General features: G+C 34.7%; 19 protein-coding genes and 1 pseudogene. 8 read left to right on the top strand and 12 right to left on the bottom strand.

Annotated features, from left to right (window positions below; all coding sequences use genetic code 11):
* Positions 1–271: 271 nt before the first annotated feature.
* The 3 genes from LPC15_RS04880 to LPC15_RS04870 all read right to left on the bottom strand — a co-directional run bounded on the left by LPC15_RS04880 (position 272) and on the right by LPC15_RS04870 (position 4037).
* Positions 272–1540, bottom strand: a complete 1269-nt coding sequence (locus tag LPC15_RS04880; RefSeq protein WP_229234257.1) for a YcaO-related McrA-glycine thioamidation protein — start codon at positions 1538–1540, stop codon at positions 272–274.
* 132 nt (positions 1541–1672) lie between these two features.
* Positions 1673–3454 (bottom strand): ATP-dependent DNA ligase, encoded by a 1782-nt coding sequence (locus LPC15_RS04875; RefSeq protein ID WP_420709468.1) that lies wholly within the window; start codon positions 3452–3454, stop codon positions 1673–1675.
* 22 nt (positions 3455–3476) lie between these two features.
* A complete protein-coding gene (locus LPC15_RS04870) occupies positions 3477–4037 on the bottom strand; it encodes a GMP synthase subunit A (protein WP_229234255.1) in 561 nt (186 codons plus the stop codon).
* A gap of 182 nt (positions 4038–4219) precedes the next feature.
* On the opposite strand from LPC15_RS04870, the gene LPC15_RS04865 reads away from it, so the two are divergent.
* The 3 genes from LPC15_RS04865 to LPC15_RS04855 are packed head-to-tail and all read left to right on the top strand — an operon-like array spanning position 4220 to position 6543.
* Complete coding sequence (locus tag LPC15_RS04865; RefSeq protein WP_229234254.1) at positions 4220–4468, top strand: hypothetical protein; 249 nt, start codon at positions 4220–4222, stop codon at positions 4466–4468.
* 1 nt (position 4469) lies between these two features.
* Positions 4470–5522, top strand: coding sequence for a polyprenyl synthetase family protein (locus LPC15_RS04860; protein WP_229234253.1), 1053 nt, complete (start codon positions 4470–4472; stop codon positions 5520–5522).
* A 10-nt stretch (positions 5523–5532) separates the two neighbouring features.
* Positions 5533–6543 carry a hypothetical protein gene (locus LPC15_RS04855; RefSeq protein ID WP_229234252.1) on the top strand — a complete coding sequence of 337 codons (1011 nt, stop codon included), beginning with the start codon at positions 5533–5535 and terminating at the stop codon, positions 6541–6543.
* Positions 6544–6674: 131 nt separating this feature from the next.
* Here the strand turns inward: LPC15_RS04855 and LPC15_RS04850 are convergent, their stop codons facing one another.
* Genes LPC15_RS04850 through LPC15_RS04840 form a run of 3 tightly spaced genes read right to left on the bottom strand, consistent with a single transcriptional unit; the run spans position 6675 to position 9418 of the window.
* Positions 6675–7511, bottom strand: a complete 837-nt coding sequence (locus LPC15_RS04850) for an ABC transporter permease (protein WP_229234251.1) — start codon at positions 7509–7511, stop codon at positions 6675–6677.
* Between the two features lie 4 nt (positions 7512–7515).
* Complete coding sequence (locus tag LPC15_RS04845) at positions 7516–8478, bottom strand: ATP-binding cassette domain-containing protein (protein WP_229234250.1); 963 nt, start codon at positions 8476–8478, stop codon at positions 7516–7518.
* A 19-nt stretch (positions 8479–8497) separates the two neighbouring features.
* Entirely contained in the window at positions 8498–9418 is a 921-nt protein-coding gene (locus LPC15_RS04840) for an ATP-binding cassette domain-containing protein (protein WP_229234249.1), read from the bottom strand.
* A 455-nt stretch (positions 9419–9873) separates the two neighbouring features.
* Between LPC15_RS04840 and LPC15_RS04835 the strand changes: the two genes are divergently transcribed.
* Positions 9874–12516: a valine--tRNA ligase gene (locus LPC15_RS04835; RefSeq protein ID WP_229234248.1), complete on the top strand. Its 2643-nt coding sequence runs from the start codon at positions 9874–9876 to the stop codon at positions 12514–12516.
* 39 nt (positions 12517–12555) lie between these two features.
* Here the strand turns inward: LPC15_RS04835 and LPC15_RS04830 are convergent, their stop codons facing one another.
* The 4 genes from LPC15_RS04830 to pyrB all read right to left on the bottom strand — a co-directional run bounded on the left by LPC15_RS04830 (position 12556) and on the right by pyrB (position 15015).
* On the bottom strand, positions 12556–12834 hold the full coding sequence (locus LPC15_RS04830) for a hypothetical protein (RefSeq protein WP_229234247.1): 279 nt from the start codon (positions 12832–12834) through the stop codon (positions 12556–12558).
* A 90-nt stretch (positions 12835–12924) separates the two neighbouring features.
* Positions 12925–13326 (bottom strand): MBL fold metallo-hydrolase, encoded by a 402-nt coding sequence (locus LPC15_RS04825; protein WP_267496977.1) that lies wholly within the window; start codon positions 13324–13326, stop codon positions 12925–12927.
* Between the two features lie 317 nt (positions 13327–13643).
* A complete protein-coding gene (gene pyrI, locus LPC15_RS04820; protein ID WP_229234245.1) occupies positions 13644–14084 on the bottom strand; it encodes an aspartate carbamoyltransferase regulatory subunit in 441 nt (146 codons plus the stop codon).
* A 10-nt stretch (positions 14085–14094) separates the two neighbouring features.
* Positions 14095–15015, bottom strand: a complete 921-nt coding sequence (pyrB, locus tag LPC15_RS04815; RefSeq protein WP_229234244.1) for an aspartate carbamoyltransferase — start codon at positions 15013–15015, stop codon at positions 14095–14097.
* Positions 15016–15138: 123 nt separating this feature from the next.
* Between pyrB and LPC15_RS07055 the strand changes: the two are divergent.
* The 4 genes and pseudogenes from LPC15_RS07055 to pspAB all read left to right on the top strand — a co-directional run.
* Positions 15139–15303 (top strand): annotated as a pseudogene (locus LPC15_RS07055) (hypothetical protein); the annotation flags it as partial.
* Positions 15304–15398: 95 nt separating this feature from the next.
* Positions 15399–15761, top strand: coding sequence for a DUF4064 domain-containing protein (locus tag LPC15_RS04810; protein WP_229234243.1), 363 nt, complete (start codon positions 15399–15401; stop codon positions 15759–15761).
* A 98-nt stretch (positions 15762–15859) separates the two neighbouring features.
* On the top strand, positions 15860–16729 hold the full coding sequence (gene htpX / locus LPC15_RS04805; protein ID WP_229234242.1) for a zinc metalloprotease HtpX: 870 nt from the start codon (positions 15860–15862) through the stop codon (positions 16727–16729).
* The gene (gene pspAB / locus LPC15_RS04800; RefSeq protein WP_229234241.1) at positions 16726–17268 is read left to right on the top strand and encodes a PspA-associated protein PspAB; all 543 of its coding nucleotides are present in this window, start codon (positions 16726–16728) and stop codon (positions 17266–17268) included. Before htpX ends, pspAB begins: the two co-directional genes overlap by 4 nt.
* Here the strand turns inward: pspAB and pspAA are convergent.
* Both pspAA and LPC15_RS04790 read right to left on the bottom strand, forming a co-directional pair.
* The gene (gene pspAA, locus LPC15_RS04795; RefSeq protein ID WP_229234240.1) at positions 17265–17540 is read right to left on the bottom strand and encodes a PspA-associated protein PspAA; all 276 of its coding nucleotides are present in this window, start codon (positions 17538–17540) and stop codon (positions 17265–17267) included. The genes pspAB and pspAA overlap by 4 nt on opposite strands.
* Positions 17530–18228 (bottom strand): PspA/IM30 family protein, encoded by a 699-nt coding sequence (locus LPC15_RS04790; protein ID WP_229234239.1) that lies wholly within the window; start codon positions 18226–18228, stop codon positions 17530–17532. The genes pspAA and LPC15_RS04790 overlap by 11 nt, the downstream gene beginning before the upstream one ends.
* Between the last annotated feature and the right edge of the window lie 64 nt (positions 18229–18292).

Genomic DNA, 18292 nt, shown 5'->3' with positions numbered 1-18292 from the left:
TCACTCCTACCAGCGTTATGCTGGACAGTTTTTTTATTATTGCATTTTGTAACGTCTGTTCTCAAACCCACAGGAGCATAATTGTGATCTCATCATAAGAGTATTTTTGAGATCGCTATAAATTCATCCAATTAATTCTCTCTTTAAAACCGCTTTAATACCACTTTATTACATTCTCCGTGTTATTTATATCCGTACTCTTTGATCCAATCTTAAATTCCAGTAATCTGCCGAATATCTATCAAGATATTTTACAAAATTTTTTGCTGTCTCAGCTCCTAATTTTATCCTTAATAAGATGATTATTTATTGCATTTTTACAACGATCTCCCATTCGTTCCGAATCTACTGCATACTCTTCTAATCCCGGAACTATTACTCTTACAACTGGAATATTAAGCTCTTTTCTTGTCAAATCTACAAATATCACTCTTTCTATACCTACTTTTTTTAAATTTCCTATTATATAGTTTATATCGTCTAAAAAATCATCATGATTGAGCGATGTTACTTCATTAAGGGTTTTTTTTGTTGAAGCGGGCTTGAACCAATGGCTATTCATTTTCTTCATCCTCTCATATCCGATCTTTTCTCTTATCTCTCTGTTTATCGTCGTATCTTCTCTTGCACCATAAATCTGCGTAGCTCTACTTTGTGCGGTCTCTGTTAAAGCTCTTATTATTGCTACTTCTGCGTTTGTATGAGTTCCCACTCCTATCATAAGAAGTGCAGGATCTTTTAGGATAGTGTCATCCGATGCCGCTGCAAACGTAGGAATATTTACATCACTGGTTATATCTTTTATCTTGATCTCTATTCCCGCTCTATTAAATTTATCAATAAGATCTAAAATGCTTGAAATAGCGCTATTTGGTAGTAAAGGCTCTAAAATTTCTTTATCTATTAATATATCATCACCAGTATCGTTTGTTACTTCCACAAGAGACCAAGCATCTCGTTCTACTACCTCTGCTAATCCATGAAATATTGCTTCTTCTAATTCGTTACCTGATGCCAATCCATTGGTATTAGTACGAAATAAAGATCTGTATTGCAAATCTAAAGGATGTACTACCGCATTCATCGGAACAAATATACTTTCCTCGTTTATTAGATCGTATCCTTTCATCCAAGGTATATTCATGTTATCTATATCCAATTTAGATATTTGTTGAGGTAGGATAAGATCTCTTGGATCTAATGCGACCTCTTTATCGGATAATTTTGAAAAACTTGTTAATATGTCCGGTTTATCGCAAACCTCTGCAGAGTACCTCTCAAATCCTTCCATTATGGCAGAGACTTTTGCCTCGGTCGGTGAGATACCTTTCCCGCTATATGCGGATATTGTCCCAGACTTTACCTTCGACCGTATGCTTGAGAATACAGGTATTCCTACACGATCTATGTTTGTTATATCTATCACTTTTTTTATACCTGCTATGTTAACCAGGGGTTCTACCATCTTTAAAGTTTCTTCGGGTGATATCACTCGATGAGTATCTTTTTTATATCTCTTTTTACAAGATTTAATCATCATTCTTTAACATACTCCATAATCTCTATATAAGAAACTTATTTTTAATAAGTTCTTCTTTATCTATTACATATTTAAATTGGTTATATATTTAGCTGATTTTGTTGCTTAAATTGAGACTAGCATTGAATATTCTTATTTAAATCTTTTTAATTGTAATTTGTACATCTCTATTATCTCAGGCGTAGTCGTTGCATCGAAAGGATTTTTATCATCTCTCCATCGTCCGGTAAACCTCGGAAACCTTATCGCAAGGCCAAAATCATCTTTTATAGATCCAAGCCCGCACGTATGTATAGGACTTAAAGTTATCTCTGCACCAAGAATCTCCATCACAACAGAAGGAACAAACCAGTAATCTGCATCTATCCTTGATTCAACGCTTTTATCTATTTCCTTGAGTCTATATTCTTCAAATTTGGCGGGTAATCTCATTAATGTATCATCATCGAATCCTGTACCAAGCTTGCATACCGTCTCGAAACAGTCTTTATCCGGATTATACGCTGCCATTAGCAACGCACCATACGTTCCCGCCCGCCGCCCTCTCCCACTAAAGGCGCCGACCGCCACTAAGTCAACAGTATCTACTAGCTCTGATTTATACTCCCTTTTATACTTTATCCAGTTCCATCCTCTTGCTCCCGCCATGTATTTGGAATCGGGAGATTTTGCAATGATACCTTCACATCCAATCTCTAGAGCTCTATCAAAAAATTTTTCAAAATCTTTTATATTATCAATTATCTCATAGTTAGATATATCGATCTTATCAAACGGTTTTATAACTGATTCAAGTATTTTTCTCCGTTCAAGATAGCTCTTTACCGTTAAATCTTCACCATCTTTATATAAACAATCAAATAAAAAGAGACATACCGGATAGTCCTCAATTGCTTGGATAATTCCTTGTTTTCTCCCTCTTCGATGAGATATTTCTTGGAAAGGAAGAATTTCTCCGGTATTTTGATTGAAAGCGACACATTCTCCCTCAAAAATGGCATCACGAATCTTTGATTCTTTTAAATCCATTCTTATATCTGGAAACTGATCGGTTATATCTTCCAATCGTCGTGAGAATAATTTTATAATATCATCTTTAATATGGCACTGCATTCTTATCCCATCATATTTGTTTTCAACGGCAGATAGCGGAATTTTTTCCAATATCTCTTTTATATTGTAAAGACGCTCTGCAAGCATAGGTCTGATAGGTATTCCTGGTGTTATTTTTATGGATAAGACACCATCCAATCCTTCCTTAGCAAGTACTTTTGCAATCATGCCAAGATCTGGATATATGTTGTATGCTCTTTCTATCACGTTTCTATCCGTTTTTTTTGCAAATGCGATCGATAATGCATCTATTATTAACATATCTCCTACTCCAAGCCTTAGTTTCCCAGTAACTGTTTTTATTATATATTTTGCTTCTACTGGCTCTGCATATTGTAATAGATATGATAAAATCTGTATTTTTGCTTTTTGAGAGCCCGTACCGCTTAATTTGGCAATATGACCCAAAACCATGTATACTGCCTCGATGGTCAATGGTTTTTTTATAGAATAAGAATTTTTTTTGCTCTCTTCCTCTTTTGTCTGATTTGATATCAAAATCTCGGTAACAGTTCCTAAATCTCCTATCTCTTGCCATTTTTTTAATATATCTTCTTCTGGAATAGAAGTAGCAGCAGAGATCGATTTTATAGTTAATTTTTCTGCAATACCAAGCTCTATTCCCAAATAATCCGGATGAAGCCCTCCTTTTATCAGATAAACTACTTTATCAATAATATCAGAAGGTATCTTTTTAAAAAGATTTGATAGATAATCGGTAATCTCAAGCCGTTTGCTTGTTTTTTCTATTTTTTCAAATGTATCTACTAATTCCCTATATAGTACATCCAATAATAACACATCCGTTTATAAAAATCTAATATTAACGATTCAATCTTCTACATATCTCGACAAAATTTTTAAATATCGTTATTCCCCCCTCTGTTTGATAAACTTCAGGATGCCATTGAACACCATAAATAGGTCTTTTGATATGTCTTATTGCCTCATATTTACAGTAATCAGATCTTGCCAGGCTTTTTAAATTTGAAGAGATTTCATACACCTCATCTTTGTGCGATGACCATACTTTGATTTTTTTTGGTAAACCCATTAAGATATCATCAACGTCATTAATCTCTATCTCTGTTATAGCATATTCTTCTATTCCTTCTTTTATCTTCCCTCCAAAACTTTTTGCAATCAGTTGATGCCCTAAACATATCCCTAAAAATGGTATATCTATCTTCTCCAGATAAACTTGACAATTTCCAATTCTATCGAGAGAGGGACCTCCACTTAATATAATCCCGATAGGAGACTCATCTATAATATATTCAAGATTACTTTTGTTATTTATTATCTTATTCTCGATATTTAAATCCTCTAAACATCGGTGGATTAAATAACAGTATTGGCCATAATTATCTATTATAAAGATCATTTACAAGATTTTTTGTTTTTACAGTATATAAATTTCATCTTCTACCATTAATGATCTTATTGTCATTAAATGGCTTTTATAGGAAAACAATGTTTATAAATATCTATAGATGTCATTTATTGTCATAATAGCAAGATTAATATGATATATTGATGAATTTAATATTAATGTTGGGTGAGTTTATGGAGAAAAGTTTATTGAATCAAAGCATATCACAATTTATACGAGATGCCAGGAATGAGTTATGGGAGACAGTTACAGACATCGTCAGAAGAAACTCGGTGTTCAAGGTTAGAATTGGTAAACAGAATAGAATAACTATACCAGATGCGGAAGTTGAAGCACTTGGAGTAAAAGAGGGGGATCTTGTCCAAGTTATAATTATACCTCTTAATATTCCTCAAAAGAAAGATAAAAAGGAGGATGTATAAGATGGACATAGAACGGTTTGTAAATGATGCAACAGATAATATAAATTTAAAGATCAAAGAAGTAATATCAAAGAGCGGATATCCGTATCAAGAGATACTAACAGATACACTACATATATTCGATAAAAGATGGGATGCTGCACTGGAAATTTGTGGTGTTCGAGCATTGAAAGGATCCAAAGATGTTGCAGAGGGTGTTGCAGTAGTAACAGGATTGATAACGCAAGCAATTTTTGTTTTGGACGATGTCATTGATAAAACAGATAGGCGGGAGGGGAGAACGGCAGCATGGGCAAAGTATGGAATAAACAGCACGTTAATTGCCATTCATTCCCTGCTTAACCTATCATTAGAAGAACTGATTCGAATAGGCGGGGATAAAAACGTAATGTATTCCGCTTTAAAGAGTTTAGATGCTTTGTTGGTAGGAGAGTATAGAGATATAAAGAGGAATAGAAGAGATGTACTCACTAAGGACGAGTATTGGAAGCTATGCAGTGAGAAAGCCGGAGAGATCACCAAAATGTTTATGTCCATCGCATCGAACTTTACCAACGCAACCGAAGAAGAGCGATATACTGTAACCGCATGCAGTGAGCTTGTTGGTGTGTTATCTCAGGTACTGGACGATCTTCTCGATCTAGAAGACGATATTAGAGAGGGCAAGACTTCGTTACCTGTTATTTTATTAAAGGAGAAGAAAGGGAGTGTAGATGAAGAGGCTATTTGGGACGATCTCAGAGAGTTTGGTGTCTTGGCCGATATAAAAGACAGCATAAAAATTATGACCGATGAAGGAATTAATTTGACGTATAAATTGGATGATAACTATTATACAAGACTTTTGAGAGATGTTTTCGTTCTTTGGGACAAGTTTTGTTCTATATTGTTAAAACGGGATGATGTAGAAGATTTATTTAAATTATTAGGTGAAAATGGTATCGAAAGATCGTTTAAAGTGATGTTCATAGATCTCAAACAGGATATGAGTGATGATGAGGTAAATATTGTATTCGATTCATTAATAAAAAAGAATTTAAATAAGTTGAGATGATAGATCAAATATGAAAAAATATAGATCGCTAATTTCAATATTTGTGATATTGGTTTTTATTTTGTCAACAGTGCCTGTTCAGGGGATAACAGTTGTTCCTCCACCGAATCCTTTACCTAAAGAACTAAACGATTATTATTGGGATTTAAGGGAAGAGAACAATAGTTGGATTAGTTCAGTTTATTGTGGATGTCCGCCGATTGATAATTTAGGATATGTTATAAAAAACTTTGCGATATTTTCCCCATATAAAGAGTTTGAATGGCTCAAGTTTGCAATATATCATGATTCAGGGAGTTATAATACAGAAACATCAAAGATGGCTCAGCAATATTTAATGCATAATGTGATAGATCCGATCTTAAAGTATAAAGCTCTTAAATTAGAGGATGGTAGTATCTTAACTTATGAAGATATTATAGATAAACATAAGGACAAAAATCTTGATAAAGAATCGTTAGACCGGTTAGTAACCGCAGAGATGTTATACTACTATTGTAGAGACTATATCTATTTTCCAAACCCAGGAGAAAACCCGGAAGATCAGATGGCCGCCATGGCATTACCACACGTCTTAGCGTCTCCATGCGAGACGATATCGATGCAGAAAGGGATCTGTTGGAATCAAGGAATAGCTTTGGCAACGCTTTACAAGATGATGGGATACGATGTAGCACTTTACCTCATGCCGGCATCGCCTTTACCACCATACCCAATCGGAGGATACCATGCAGTAGTATTATTAAAAGATGAAGGATGGGGCATAGGAACGATGCAACTAGAGGAAGATTATCTCGGTAACGATATAAGTGGGACTTACATCCAGTTGGATCCAATGTACGATCTCTCGTATATTATGAATGGCAGTCCTGAGGTGATCGAATCAAGAAAAGAGACGATAGGGGAACTTGGCTTGGAGTTTGGAGATCCATCCCCTTATCTGGAACAACCGTTGTTATTATTTTCCCAACTTTTTGATTATATTCCTGGAATACAGACGATGTTTATAGGAGGGCTATAACAAAGCGTAATACGTAATACTTGGAAATAAATATGTTTTTATTTAATATTTAAGTCTTTTTTATTATTTATCCGAGCTTTTCAAGATATCTCTTAATATAATATGGAAATTTTTAAAAATTATTAAAAAGATTAGTCCACCTCCATCTTAGAGAAGGTATATGCGCCTAGCAACAAAAATACTACTGCCACAGCGATCAAGACAATGATATCGATCCATATTGGGAAGAATGGCGTACTTCCTGTAAGTGCCGATCTCAAACCATCCACACCATACGTCAGTGGATTAATAAACTGTATTTGGTATAATACTGGTACTCCTTTTAGTTGGCTTATAGGAATCATAGCACCAGATAAGAAGAATAATGGCATCTGTATAAGATTTACGAATGCCATGAATCCTTCCGTCCCTTCAAATAATCCGCCTAAGATTATACCAAAGCATGAAAATATAAAGAAGGTAAGCACACAGAATACTATTGCCAACAAAAAACCGCTCAGGCTGCTAATTTTGAATCCATACCATATACCGAAGACCGAGGCTACTCCGATCGTTATCAATGCTTGCAACATGCCAACCGTCAACCCTCCAAAGGTACGTCCTAACATGAGAGAGGTGCGTCGGACAGGAGCGACCATAACCTCTTTCAAAAACCCAAAATCTTTATCCCATAATACCGTAACTCCTGACATAGTACCACCAAAAAGTAGTCCTATACCAACGATACCCGGTACAAGGAAACTAAAAAAGTTTAATCCGCCAAACATCGTCTGTTCCATCTCTGGAGGGGTTCCATGAAACAACTTGCTCATAGGTAATGCTAACAACGCCAGAAATAAGACGGGTTGCACTATCGTACTTATAACTCTGGGTTTCATGTTAAAAAAACGTATAACCTCTCTCAACCACATACTATATATAGGCTGAATCTCTGTAAATTTTCTTTTAGACTCTATCTTTTCATTCATTTTCTTATCCCCCCTCTGCTTCTCTTATAGTCCTACCAGTATAATACAGGAACGCATCCTCCAGATTTGGCTCTCGTTCGTCTATAGAGATAATTTCAAATCCAATCTTGTCAGCAAACTCGATCAGGTCTAGAACTCTTCCTTCTCCTTTTTCTATCTTTAAAATAATAGGATTATTATCTTTTAAGACACCAATTACCCAGTCTAATCTTTTAACTCTATTAATAAAATAAGAAAGACTGTTTCCATTCTTATCTCCTATCTGGAAGGATATAAGCATTGTACCTACAGATTTTTTTAAATTTTCGGGTGTATCTATTGCTACAATCTTAGCATGATCTATTATCGCAACTCTATCACATAAATAATCCGCCTCCTCGATATAATGGGTAGTTAATAAGACAGCAGAACCCTCTTTCTCTTTTGCATCTTTTATCTGGCTCCATAAATCTCTTCTAGCCTTTATATCAAATCCTATCGTTGGTTCATCCAGAAATACAACCTTCGGATTTGTCATAAACCCCCGGGCAACCTCAAACCTACGCCTGACTCCTTCTGGAAGAGAGTTTAATCTGATGTTTTCCACTCCTTCAAGTTCAAGCAATCTTAGAACTTCTTTAATCTTTTTTTCTCTCTCTTCTTTACTCATAGTGTACATTCTGCCGTGAAGATCAAGATTCTGTCGTCCGGTTAATACCCTATCGCTCGATCTATCCTGAAAAACAACACCTATTTTCTTTCTAACGTTGTACGGCTCTTTGACCACATCGTATCCACAAATTTTTGCCGATCCCGATGTTGGATGTAAAAGAGTGATCAGTATCTTTATCGTGGTACTTTTTCCTGCTCCGTTTGGACCTAAAAAGCCAAAAATTTCTCTTTCTTTTACGGTAAAATCGATATTATTTACGGCAACAAAATTACCAAACCTTTTAGTTAATCCTTCGACTACTATGACATCTTCCATCTTACTTCTCCTTATTTGTTTATCCTATTTTATCGATATGATGTAGAACAACATCGTTAAGACTTGGTTTTTGCATCTTGATAGACAATATAGAGAATCCTTTTTCTTTTGCAAACTTTACAATATCTGGTATTCTAACATTGGCTCCTTTAACACTTAGTCTTATCCAATTATCCCCTTCCTCATCCTCGAATATATCGACTCTATCCACCCACGGCTCTTTAAAGAGAATCCCTGAAAATTCATCAAAACTGTTAGATACTTTTAAAAAGATTAGATTTTCTCCTAATTCATATTTTAACTTTTCAGGTGTACCCATAGATAATATTCTACCTTTATGTATGATTGCAACCTTATCACATAGATAATCTGCCTCATCCATATAAGAAGTTGTTAAAAATATGGTCATACAGTACTCCTTATTGACCTTTTTTAGATAATCCCATAGATATCTTCTCGTCTGTACATCAACCCCGATCGTCGGTTCGTCCAACAATAATACTCTTGGATAAATTAACATACCTCTTGCTATCTCCAATCGGCGTAACATCCCACCTGAATAATCTTTTACTTTATCATCTGCCCGATCAGATAGCCCTACTGACTCTAAAACACGGGATATTCGCTCAATCCGTTCTTTTTTTGGCAGATTATACATTCTGGCAGTAAAATCCAAATTTTGTCTCCCTGTCAAGTAAATATCTACCGCCTGTTCTTCAAATACAAGACCTATAGAAGATCTAACATCTTTTTTATTCTTTATAATATCATACCCACATACTTTTGCAGTACCCGATGTCGGGTTTAATAAAGTGGATAACATAAGGATGAATGTCGTCTTTCCAGCACCGTTAAGACCTACAAATCCGAATATATCACCTTCTTCAACATCTAAATTAATATGGTCCACTGCTAACGTATTTTTAAATTTCTTTGTCAAATCTTTAGTAGATATTGCATACATTTATAAATCATCCTTAGTAAAAGTTTTAATCTTTAGATTCCTGATAATTTCTACTTGCTTAAAAATAGGTTGTAAAATGCTTTTATAGGATTAAGATTAAACAAGATGTGTAATTAACTAACTTATATATAAACCTTGTAGTAATTTTGCTATATTGACAAAATAATTTTTAAGTTTATTTATCAGTATCTAAATTTCTCCTATAACCATTCCTTATACCTCTGAGATAACATTGAAGATCCCCAGAAGATACTGTAAAAAAATATTATGATTCCATGGTGATTATTTATTTTTTGTTTTTGTAGGATTGCATCTCTTCCTGATATAATACGATGGCTTTTAAAACTTACTGTATATTCGACACAGTATTAAAACAAAAAGCTTTTTAATAGATTTGTTTTTAAGCAATATATCATAAAAGAGAAATAAAGATGAGTGCGAGACAAAATATCACAAAAGATTACAGATTCAACGAGATAGAGGAGAAATGGCTGAATACTTGGGATAAAAAGATGTACTTTTTTGATGAATCGTCTAAGAAAGATAATTTTATAATAGATACTCCACCGCCGTATCCAACAGGAGATTTCCATATTGGTAATGGTTTAAATTGGTCTTATATAGATTTTATTGCAAGATATAAACGAATGAACGGATTCAATGTGATGTTTCCTCAAGGTTGGGATTGTCATGGTCTTCCAACAGAAGTTAAAGTAGAAGAGACGTATAATATAACAAAAAAAAACGTTGGAAGAGATAAGTTCAGACAATTATGTGAAGACCTTACGTTAAAGAACATATCTCAAATGAAGAAAACAATGATAAGATTGGGGTATTCCATCGATTGGAGTAAAGAGTATATAACAATGTTTCCCAAGTATTACAAAAAAACGCAGATATCTTTCGTCAAGATGTACAATAAAGGTCTAATCTACAGAGAAGAACACCCTGTCAATTATTGCCCTAGATGTGGAACTGCAATAGCTTTCGCAGAAGTAGAATATACCTCACAAGAATCAAAACTAAATTTTATAAAATTTGATATCGATGACGAGAAAGAAGATCTCGTCTATATATTAATCGCTACTACCAGACCAGAACTTTTATCGGCATGTGTTGCGGTTGCTGTAAATCCAAGCGATGACAAAAATAATTACTTGATTGGAAAAAAGGTTAAAGTTCCTTTGTTTGGCCATAAGGTAGAAGTAATAGGCGATAACGATGTAGATCCAGAATTTGGGACAGGGATAGTTATGATCTGTACTTTTGGAGATAAAAATGATGTGAGATGGTGGAAAAAGCACTCTTTGGATTTGAGGCGGGCAATAGACTTAAATGGAAGAATGACAGCGATTGCTGGAAAATATGAGGGATTGACAATCGAAGATTGTAGAAAGGCAATAATAAACGATTTGAAGAAGGAAGGATTATTAGTCGATGAGAGAAAGATTGAACAAAGCATTGGTTGTTGTTGGAGATGTAATACTCCCATAGAGATATTTTCAGAGGTTCAATGGTTTATGCAGGTAGAGAGTGAAAAAGTATCGAAGATGGCAGAATCTATCGAGTGGATACCAGAATACATGTTATACAGGCTTAAAAACTGGGCAGAATCTATGGAATGGGATTGGTGTATCTCAAGACAGAGAGTCTTTGCGACTCCTTTACCTGTATGGTACTGCAAAAATTGTGGTGAGATTAAAGTTAGTGAGTTAGACTGGTTGCCCTTAGATCCGACCAACAGCAAGCCTAAGACTCCTTGTTCCAGATGTGGATCGACAGAGTTTATCGGTGAGGAGGATGTCTTGGATACATGGATGGATAGCTCATTATCTGCGGTAAATGTAGCTGGATGGGATGGATACAACGAAGATAGATTAAAACCGTTAGAATTAAGACCGCAAGGGCATGATATAATACGGACGTGGGCGTTTTATACTATTCTAAGAACAATGGAATTGACCGGAAAAAAACCATGGAATAGTATATTCATTAACGGAATGGTTTTAGGAGAAGACGGGTATAAAATGAGTAAAAGCCGTGGAAACGTAATATCTCCCGAAGAAATAATAGGAAACTATGGAGCAGATACTTTTAGATTATGGGCAGCATCTGCAGGGAGACCCGGTTCGGATATACTATTTAGGTGGGACGATGTAAAGGCAGCGTCCAGATTTTTGAGAAAGTTATGGAACGTCTTCAGATTCTGTATACCTCATTTAAAAAATTGTTCTGTGGAAGATACAAAGATAGCGAGTAAAAACGTGGTAGATCTATGGCTTTTAAGCGAGTTGCATGAAGTAGTAGTAGATATAGAAGAAGATATGAAGAAGTATAGATTTGATGAGGTGGTAAAAGAGATAAGATCGTTTGTATGGGGTGTTTTTGCGGATAACTATATAGAGATGGTTAAACACAGGCTATACTATAAGAACGATAAATCTGCAGTAGATACCATAAGAACAACATTAAAGATCGTATCGAGATTATTAGCACCTTTTGCCCCTTTTATTTCTGAAGAGATTTATTCTAATATATCAAGCGAGAGTGTCCATATACAACCCTATCCCCATCCTTACGAGGTTCTTTATGATAAAGATGCATATAAAAGAGGATCTGCAATAAAAGATGTTATAAAAGAAGTAAGGCGATACAAATCAGATTCGGGTATCCCATTAAACAGAGAGATATCCAGCTTAAAGATATATGACGAGGAAGGATTGTTAAAAGATGAAGATCTCTATGATATAGAAAAGACTGTAAATTGTAAGGAGATAAAATTATATCGAGAAAAACCAAATTTTGGCTTAAAAGTGGTTGATGTCATACCAAACATGAAGAAGATTGGACAAACGTTTAAAGGGAGATCCAAAAGTGTTGTAGAGTTAATTAAAAAAGAAAAAGAGTTAGGAAGGCTAGAAAAAGGTAACAAAGTTGCCATAGAGGTAGATGATCAAAAAATAGAGATCGATGATAGCTATTATCAGGTTAAAGAGGAGTATGTTACAGAGGACGGGATCGAGATAAAACTATTATTCATCAATGATAAGATAACGGTGGCGGTTCTTCTTTAGATTTAATATCTAACGAAGATATTACTCTGGTTATGATCGTTAACGGTTGATTCTTAAAGAAGGAATATTTCGCAATTTTGCCAGATAAAATATCTTTTCGTCTTTTTCAACTCTATCTATAAACCTTTCACTCTCTAAAAATTTTAAATGTGATATCTTCTCTCCTATTGCCATCCATTTTTGAAACGGATCAAATTGATTCCATGAAGTACAATCGACGTTCCAATGAAGTAGAGAGGCTATCTGATACGCATTTAATTCTTCTTCCCATATAATTTGTAATATCTCGTTGCATCGGTCCAAATGATGATCTCTCAATTCTTGAATCCTTCTATGACACCCTGTGAAAACATTTTGATGACCTGGAAGCACTTTTTTTACATCGTAATTATCTATCTTATCGAGACTTTAAAAATAATCGTACAATGGATTACTATCTTCTTTATAGGGTATGATATTTGGTGTAATTTTTGGAAGAATATGGTCTCCTGCTATCAAAAATTTAAAATTTGTCTCATACAAACAGATGTGACCAGGAGAATGCCCTGGTGTAAGAATAATCTTGAAAGAATAATTTTCTGTTGAAATTTTATCCCCATCGGTCAAGATTATATCTGGCCTGGTCAATAATCTATAACTTTTACTAAAACTGCAGTCAACATTCTTTTTTATATTATAGAGCAGCCCAACATGATCTATATGGTGATGTGTCAGCAAAATATCGGTTATCTCAGAGATACCAACATCTATCCTACTTAACGAATCTTTTATTCCGTCTAAAGATCCGCTTAGATTGAATCCTGTATCTATTAGGAGCTTTTTTTACCATCGTTTATAAAATAAGTGTTTATATGCCCCAATGGATTGCTTTCAAACGGTATTTTAATTTTAAAAAGATTTGGATATACTTTTTCTATTTTACAACCATTACTCAACAGAACATCTCCTTTTTATCGTTTTATCAGCAATTAAAACGTACAAAGTATAATTTATTTGTTTATATAATTTTTCATTCTAATCTTTTCTATCATAATTTTAAAAATATCGTTAAGTTTATAAGTCCATGTTTTGAGGAAGATTCATCGAAGGCGGTATATTAATTATTGATATTACTTACTAACAATCTTCTACAAAAATTCTATAGTATCTAACCTCATCTCACAATAGGCACATTTAAGGATCAATGGATCTTTGGACTCTAGTTTGAACTTTGTCTCTATCTCTTCAAGATTGGTGATGCAGTTTCTATTCTTACATTTAATGATTCCTCTCACTACATCAGGAATTTTTACCTTATACTTTTCTACAATCTTATTATCTTTAACAATGTTTATCGTGGCATTCGTTGCTATCAGCGCGATCTTATTGAGTTCCTCTTTTTTAAGCATTCTGTTTTCGATCTTTACGATATCTTTCCTCTTTATCTTCTTGCTTGAAACATTCATCACCATGCTTACCGTCTCTTTCGAATATGGAGTTATATGTAGAATTTTCAGAACGTTTAATGCCTGTCCTGCAGTAATATGGTCTATTACGGTTCCATCTTTTATAGATTCTATTCTCAACATAGTATCTCAATCACTCAAATGCACCCATGATAAGTCCAAGGAGTGCCATCCTTACATAAATCCCATATTCTACCTGTAAAAAATATTTTGCATAATGTGTCTCGTCCAACTCTTTCTCAATCTCATTCTTTTTTGGTAAAGGGTGTAACAATATTAGATCATCCTTTGCTTTGCTCTCTAATAGGTTTTTGGTTATCTTATAACTATCCGATACTGCATAATACTCGCTAACATCCGGAAACCTCTCTTGTTGAATCCTCGTTACATAAAGAACATCTATATCCTCTATTACTTCCTCTATATCGTTACATTCTTTATATTTGATCTTATTTTTTACTAGGTATTCTATAATCCCATCCGGTAATCTCAACGAAGGGGGATATATGAAAGTCATCTCTACATCATACAAAGTAAGTGCGTATACCAGAGAATGAACAGTTCGACTATATTTTAAATCTCCAACAATACCTATATTGACTCTTTCTAATTTATTCTCTTTCTTTAACGTGAATAGGTCAAGTAGAGTCTGAGTAGGATGCTGTCCTGTTCCATCTCCTCCGTTTATTATGGGTATATCGACAATCTCGGACACGTATCTGGCAACACCATCTGCAGGATGCCTGATTACCATTAAATCAGCATATCTTGAGACTACTTTAATAGTATCTGTAAAAGATTCGCCTTTTTTTAAAGAAGAGGCATCTATCGGTCCCAGATCGATACATTTACCGCCGAATCTATACATGGCAGATTCGAATGACATCCGAGTTCTTGTACTCGGTTCAAAAAAGAGTAGAGCCATTATCTTATTATTTAAGAGATTATTATAATCTGTCGGATTTTTTTCTACCATCTCTGCAACATCTAAGATGTGATCTATCTCTTCTCGTGAAAAATCTGCCATAGATATGATGTCTCTATTTTTGAACATTTTCTTTTTTTTATCTATACATTATTCCAGTATTTATTTGTTTTTCTTCTATGCGTTTCAGACAAATTTATTCTAAGTAGTAGTTTATTTATATGATATTATCAACAATCCAAAAAGTTCGAACCACAATACACAAGCCAAAGATGTAACAAGTGTGGTCACGGAAACCTGTTCCACTGTAGGAATTGTGGAGCACCAACAAGCACTGATACCCCTAAAGAAGCTCTGTTTGAGAACCAACATGCTTTAGCGGTGGGAGTATGTCAGATATTATTCTATTATATTTAAAAAGCATAATTTTAAAAAGCATAATTTATATAATATAAGTAAGATGGCTTTATATATAGAAGCACATTTTATATACGTATAAAAGGAGGATAAAAATGGAGAGAAAAAATAAGCCTTTCAAAATTGGAGTTATACTGTCTATTATTGCAGGCATCATTATCCTGTTCTTTGGAATATCTATGTATACCACACCGACCGAGGTTTATTTACAAACGTTGCAAGAGCAGTATCCCAAGATGATTGCAGAAGAATTAGATCTTATCGTGGCAAGCTATCCTACCCTAGGTATTACCTTCATAGTTATGAGTATCCTTATACTGATTGGAGCATTCTTAGGTTATAAGGATAGAAATAAGATAGGCGGTATATTAGTTATAATTTTTTCGATACTTCCATCTTTTAGTTTGATCGGTATACCGGGCGTAATCGGTGGAATTCTTTTATATTTTAATAGATAGTTTTTAATTATCTAAATCTAAATGAATAATTTTTATTTATATTTTTAGTAACTTTTATATATCAAGAACTTTCTTTTTATATAAAGGTGTAAAATCAAATGAAAAAAGAGTGGGAAAAAGATAGAGGGCTGTTTATACGAATGTTTTTAACTATGTTCTTTTTAGCAGCTCTTTATCTGGCATTCATAGCAGTTTTGTCCGTTTTGGGTGTATCTATAATACCGCTCGTCTTTATGGCAGGTGTCATGTTATTTGCCCAATACTATTTTTCAGATAGGCTGGTTTTGATGAGTACTGGTGCCCAAATCGTGAGCGAGGAAGAGGCGCCAGAGTTGCATGAGATTGTATCTAGATTATGTATCAATGCAGATATACCAAAACCAAAGATAGCGATCGTCCAATCATCTATTCCAAACGCTTTTGCCACTGGAAGAAACAGTAAAAGGGCAGTGGTTGCCGTAACGGCAGCACTCATGAAACAGTTGAATAAAGGTGAGCTGGAGGCAGTATTAGCACATGAGTTGTCCCATATCAAGAATAAGGATGTCTTGGTATTGACTATAGCGGGTTTTTTCTCTACAATAGCCTTCTTCCTAGTTAGATATTTAATATTCTTTGGAGGAAGAGACCGAAATTCTGGTGGTATTATGATAGCATGGATCGTTTCGGTTATTGTCTGGTTACTGAGTTTTCTGTTGATAAGAGCATTATCCAGATACAGAGAATTTGCTGCAGATAGAGGATCTGCCATACTTACAGGACAACCATCAAATCTGATCTTGGCATTGCTCAAGATAAGCGGCAGGATGGAACAGGTTCCGAAAGACGATCTTAGAAAAGCGGAAGGAATGAACGCTTTTTATATCATCCCTGCGCTCTCTGGTGAGTCTATATTAGGATTACTCTCCACACATCCACCCATTGAGAAGAGAATAGAGGCTTTAGAAAAGATTGAGCAGAGGTTATGAAATTTTTTGATATTTTGTTAGGACGAACACGTATCAAAAAACCGAATATCGATGGTCTCTTCTCCTTATCCACCGCTTATTTAACGCTTAAAGATAATAGCTTCGATCCAAAGGGCATAGCAGGAATCTGTTTTAAACCTATGGAGTCTAAAACCTTCGTAGATGCGAAGAATGATATATTATCTCTGCTCGATCTATCTACTTCTGATTTAAAATACTCTATTATAAAAGATGATTACGGATACGAATGGTTTGTTCTAAAGAACGATGATTTTGAGGATCTGATCGTTAATATTCATATAATCAGCGAGGTTTTAATAGATAAAGGTTTCGAAGAAAGATTATTATCCTCTGTTTTTGCTTTTAATCGCTTTTATCTGATATATAATTACAAAAGTGGAAAATTCTATCCTTTTGCACCATTAAATAATGAGAGGGATAATAAATTAGAATTTAAAATAAAGTCAATGCTAAAGGAAGAGATACCTATCGAGGAAGATATAACAAGATGGTATCCTATCAAGAATATGCCTCTTTAATCTGGGAATATACCCTCTCCCATGAATATCTTCTTTGCCTCATCTAACCTTATATCTTCAGGCGGAATTATTATCTCAGAATTTTTAAGCAAAGAATCATCCAAAATCTTTCCTCTCTCCTTGACAATCTTGATAAGCTTTTTCAAATCATCTATGAAGGATTCGTCATCCTTTTCAACCAACGATACGATCCTATTGTCTATCTCATTCAATTCTTCTAAGAGAGAATCATCCACCTCGTATTGATGATCTGTCATTATTCTAACGATCATCGCCGTCCACCTCCTTCTTAAGTCTTTCCATCTCTTCTTCTACTTCCGTACTAATTTTTGTCTCTCTCAGCTCTCTCTCGATATCATTCTCCCCCATATCTATAACGCCTATCTCCTCCATCTCGTCCAATGCTTCAGATCTTCCAACCATCTCCTCGGTCTTCTCTCTTGCTCTCTCCATAGCAAAACCTACATCTGCCATCTCTTCAGATATTCCACCAATCGCCTCTTTCACACGAATCTCTGCTTCAGCAGATGAATATTTTGCTTTTATTATCTCTTTCTCCGATCTAAACGTCTCAATCTTGGCAGATAATTTTTTCTCACTCTCTACTAATTTTTCCCCCTCTTTTTTGGAGATCTCTATCTGTTTAGAGAGATCATCCAATCTAATCTCATATTCTTTCTTTCTTTTTATTGCCAAACGTGCCAAATCCTCTCTACCTGCTTTTAAAGAGTCTTTTGCCTGTCTATCCAGCTTTTTAATCTCTTCTTCTATCTTATTCTTCTGTAATTCGAGCCTTTTTCTTGCCGTAATAATGCTTGCAATATTCCGTTTGATCTGCTGAAGAAGTTCCAATTGCTTACGATAAGAATAATCGAGCATCTCTCTGGGGTCTTCAAAATTATTTATAATCTTATCTATCTTAGCCTTTATGATAGTACTTGCCCGTTTAAATATGCCCATATATAAAACACCATCATCTATTATTATATTAAACTTACTGCTTGGGAGTACGTACTTATCTATA

Source organism: Candidatus Methanoliparum sp. LAM-1, from assembly GCF_020885915.1.
Lineage (GTDB): Archaea > Halobacteriota > Methanoliparia > Methanoliparales > Methanoliparaceae > Methanoliparum > Methanoliparum thermophilum.
This window is presented reverse-complemented; position numbering and strand designations above follow the sequence as displayed.